This window comes from Actinoallomurus acaciae (assembly GCF_042429965.1).
In the GTDB taxonomy this organism is placed as follows: domain Bacteria; phylum Actinomycetota; class Actinomycetes; order Streptosporangiales; family Streptosporangiaceae; genus Actinoallomurus; species Actinoallomurus acaciae.
The window spans coordinates 1-3,855 of sequence record NZ_JBHLZP010000664.1; the positions used below are offsets into that span (position 1 = coordinate 1).

General features: G+C 71.6%; 5 protein-coding genes. 3 read left to right on the top strand and 2 right to left on the bottom strand.

What is annotated here, in order from left to right:
• The coding region (locus ACFFNX_RS44490) for an acetate--CoA ligase family protein (RefSeq protein WP_378212303.1) at positions 1–1,082 on the top strand (1,082 nt) is incomplete at its 5' end.
• Between the two features lie 51 nt (positions 1,083–1,133).
• Here ACFFNX_RS44490 and ACFFNX_RS44495 read toward each other — a convergent pair.
• On the bottom strand, positions 1,134–1,733 hold the full coding sequence (locus ACFFNX_RS44495) for an MBL fold metallo-hydrolase (protein WP_378212304.1): 600 nt from the start codon (positions 1,731–1,733) through the stop codon (positions 1,134–1,136).
• Between the two features lie 147 nt (positions 1,734–1,880).
• Between ACFFNX_RS44495 and ACFFNX_RS44500 the strand changes: the two genes are divergently transcribed.
• Positions 1,881–2,528, top strand: a complete 648-nt coding sequence (locus tag ACFFNX_RS44500; RefSeq protein ID WP_378212305.1) for a CBS domain-containing protein — start codon at positions 1,881–1,883, stop codon at positions 2,526–2,528.
• Between the two features lie 19 nt (positions 2,529–2,547).
• On the opposite strand, the gene ACFFNX_RS44505 is transcribed toward ACFFNX_RS44500, so the two are convergent.
• Positions 2,548–3,171 (bottom strand): CBS domain-containing protein, encoded by a 624-nt coding sequence (locus ACFFNX_RS44505; RefSeq protein ID WP_378212306.1) that lies wholly within the window; start codon positions 3,169–3,171, stop codon positions 2,548–2,550.
• A 198-nt stretch (positions 3,172–3,369) separates the two neighbouring features.
• On the opposite strand from ACFFNX_RS44505, the gene ACFFNX_RS44510 reads away from it, so the two are divergent.
• Positions 3,370–3,789 carry a CBS domain-containing protein gene (locus ACFFNX_RS44510; protein ID WP_378212307.1) on the top strand — a complete coding sequence of 140 codons (420 nt, stop codon included), beginning with the start codon at positions 3,370–3,372 and terminating at the stop codon, positions 3,787–3,789.
• Positions 3,790–3,855 lie beyond the last annotated feature (66 nt).

Here is a 3,855-nt window from a genome sequence, read left to right on the forward strand (position 1 = left end):
GCATCGACCCGGCCGGCCGCATCGTGGTCGTGGGGCCTCCCGGCTCGTCCCTGGAGGCCTCCGGCCCCACGTTCGTCGCCGCCGACCCGGAGGTCGACGCGGTGATCGCGATCGTGGTGCCCACGGCGGTCTCCGACCTCGGTTCCGCGATCACCATCGGGGGCGCCGCGCGTCCCCTGGCGGCCGTCGTGCTCGGCCAGCACGAGACGGTGTGCGCCCGGCCGGGGCCCGGCGGGCGTCGCGTCCCGTCGTACGCCTTCCCCGAACACGCCGCGCGTGCCGTCGCCCGCGCCTGGTCCTACAGCCGATGGCTCGCCCGCCCCCAAGGACGCGAGCCGGACCTGAGAGACGTCGCGGCTCCTCCGGTGGAACGGATCATCCGGCGCGTGCTCGCCGGGTCGCCGGCGGGCGACTGGCTCTCGCCGGCCGAGTGCATGGACGTGCTGACCGCCTATGGCATACCGGTCATCGACTGGCACTGGGCCACGTCGGCCGACGACGCCGTCCGCGCCGCGGCCGGGCTCGGCGACCATGCCGCGCTCAAGGCCGACGTCTCCGGGCTCGTGCACAAGAGCGACGCGGGCGCCGTCGAACTGGACCTGCGCGGCGAACGGGACGTGCGGCAGGCCTACGCGCGGTTCGTGGACCGGTTCGGCGACCGGCTCCGCGGCGTGCTCGTCCAGCGGATGGCCCGCAGGGGAGTGGAGGCCCTGTGCGGCATCGTCCAGGAACCCCTGTTCGGCCCGCTCGTCGTCTTCGGCCTCGGCGGCGTGACCACCGACGTGCTCGGGGACCACTCCGCGCGGCTCACCCCGCTGACCGACCTGGACGCCTCCGACCTGATCCGCGCGATCCGCGGGGCACCGCTGCTGCTCGGCCACCGGGGCACCCCCGCCGTCGACACGGCGGCGCTGGAGGACGTTCTGATCCGCCTGTCGCGGCTCGCCGACGACCACCCGGAGATCGCCGAGGTCGACATCAACCCGATCATCGCCCGCCCGGACGGCGTCACCGCCGTGGACGCCCGGATCCACGTCCTGCCACGGCGCCGCTGGGACCCCCACCTGCGGCGCCTTCGCTGACTCCCTCCGCGAAGGGGCGAGGCGGAGAAGGCGAGCGGGCGAACGGTGGCGTCACAGGTGGTAGACGCGGCCCTCGACCCCCCACTCCCCGTACGGCGGTTCCTGTCCCGCGTCGATCGCGCGGATCGCCGGCCGGCCGATGTGGGCGAAGACCAGCCGTGCCACGCCGTGGCGGCGCGCCTGTTCCGCGGTCGCCGAGACCGCCGCGTGGCCGCCGACCCCACCGGCGAACCGGATCGGCCGCCGCCATCCCGCCGCGTCCGCGAACATCAGATCGGCCCCGCGCGCCCATTCCGGGAACTCCCAGAACTCCGGTGCCCACACCACACGCCGCCCGCCCACGCGCATCAGGTACCCGAACGTGGGGTGCGAGGTGTGCACAACCGGCAGCGGCTCGACCACCAGACCACCCGTCTGGACGTCTGCGATCACCGGAGTCACACGCAGCCCACGGCAGTACCGCCGGATCTGCGGCATCAGCTCCGCCCGGGCGTCACAGACCAGCCAGAAGTCCACCGGTGACGCGGGCCCGCCGGCGCCTCCACCGTCCAGCATGACCCGGCAGCGCTCATGGGTCACCAGGAGCCCGGCCGGCCGATAGCGGGGCGAGTTCATCGCCCCGACCCCGATGAGAGTGAACTCCGTGGTCACCCGACCGATATGCCCCGATCGGCGGTGCCGGGACCTTCGGCCATCGCCGGGATGCGCCGTCGGTCCTCACCGACGGGACTTCGGCCTCATGCCCGGCGCCACGACGGTCGCCTATCGTCCGGTTGAGTGGCCTAGGAGGGAACCCATATGAGGCGTCGAACCGTGAACGACGTGATGACGAGGGCCGTGGTGAGCGCCTACCGAGGCGCGTGCTTCAAGGACATCGTCGGGGTCATGATCAAACGTGGGATCACGGCGATGCCGGTGATCGACGAAGGCCATCGCGTGGCCGGTGTCGTCTCCGAGTCCGACCTGCTCGCCAAGGAGGAGGGCAGGAACGGCGGGAAGCGGCACTGGTTCGGCCGACGCCGCGACCGGTCGTGGGCGAAGGCTCAGGCGCTGACCGCCGAAGACCTGATGACCACACCGGCGATCACCGTTCATCCCGAGGCGACGATCGTGGAGGCGGCCCGGCTGCTCGACGAGCACCGGATCAAACGCATGCCCGTGACCGACGACGAGAACCGCCTCGTCGGGATCGTCAGCCGCCGCGACCTGCTGAGCGTCTTCACCCGTACCGACGAGGAGATCCGTGACGAGGTCCGGCACGAGGTCTTCGCCCTGGCCGACCCCACGGAGGTCTCGGTCCATGTCCGTCACGGCGTGGTCACCCTTGGCGGCACGATGCGGCAAAGAGACCTGATCCCGATCGTCGTACGGCTGGCCGCCGCCACGGATGGCGTCGTCGGCGTGATCGACGAACTCAACCGCGACATGGCCGGCGCCGGGCCGTGACCTCATCCGGGCCGCGTCGTCACCGCGGATGCACGACGCGGACGACTCCCGGAACGGTCCGGGCGATGACGTCGGCGATCCGGGCCGACCTCTCGTCGGCGTCCCCGGACAGTTCGACGATGCCGTCGTGCACGGCCACCCGCGTGGCCGTCGTCTCGACGGACAGCTCCCGCAGGGCCGCGACCACGTCGTCGCGGATCCGTTCGTCGCCGTGCGCCAGGATGCCCATCAGGTCGCGCCGGCTGACGATGCCGGCCAGCGCGGAGCCGCTCATGACGGGAACGCTCTTCACGCCGGTCGTCATCATCAGATCGACGAGATCCAGGACGTCGTCGTTCTCGCGTACGGTCCGCACGTTCGGCGTCATGACCTCGGCGACGGTCGCCGGCGGTGCCGACTCCGGCTCGGCGACGGGACGGGCATAGGCGCGCGGATCGGCCTCGAACTCCCCGCGCAGCAGATCCATCTCGCTGACGATCCCGACCATCCGATCCTCGTCGTCCAGCACCGGTGCGGCGGTGATGTCACGCTCGTACAGCACGTGGACGGCCTGCCTCACCGTCTGCTCCGCCGGGACGGTCACGACCGGGGTGGTCATCACCTCACGGACCAGCATGCCGATCACCTCCAGAATCCATCGCACCGCGCCGGCACCCCGGCCGCCAGAGGCCGAAGTCCCGGGTGCGGCGTGACCGGGGCGCGAAGCGCCGTCACCCCCGCGTTCGGTGAACGCCCTGAGGACCTTTGCCTCTATCCGGGCCACCGACGGGCGCAGCATGATCTATGCAAAGTTCCGGTGACCGGCCGGAAGGCCGGAACTGAACATCAGGGGGCGGAGCTCATGGCAACCGCACGCGACATCATGCATCCCGGTGCCGAGTGCATCGGGGAACACCAGACGCTCGTATACGCCGCGCAGCGGATGCACGACCTCGATATCGGCGCGATGCCGGTCTGCGGTGACGACGACCGGCTGCACGGGATCATCACCGACCGTGACATCGTGGTCAAGTGCGTCGCGGCGGGCGGCGATCCGGCGACGACGACCGCGGGCACGCTCGCGCAGGGCACCCCGGTCTTCATCGGTGCGGACGAGGACGCCGGTGAGGTGCTGCACGTGATGGAGAAGCATCGGATCAGGCGCCTGCCGGTGATCGACGACCACCGGCTCGTCGGCATGATCAGCGAGGCCGATCTGTCCCGTCACCTCTCCGAACAGGCCGTCGGTCATTTCGTCGAAGAGGTCTGCACCAGCGGTTGACGCGGTCGGCGAGCACGGCTGACCGCGGCGCCGCCGCTCCGGCGGCCCGTCCGGCCGCCGCGGCCG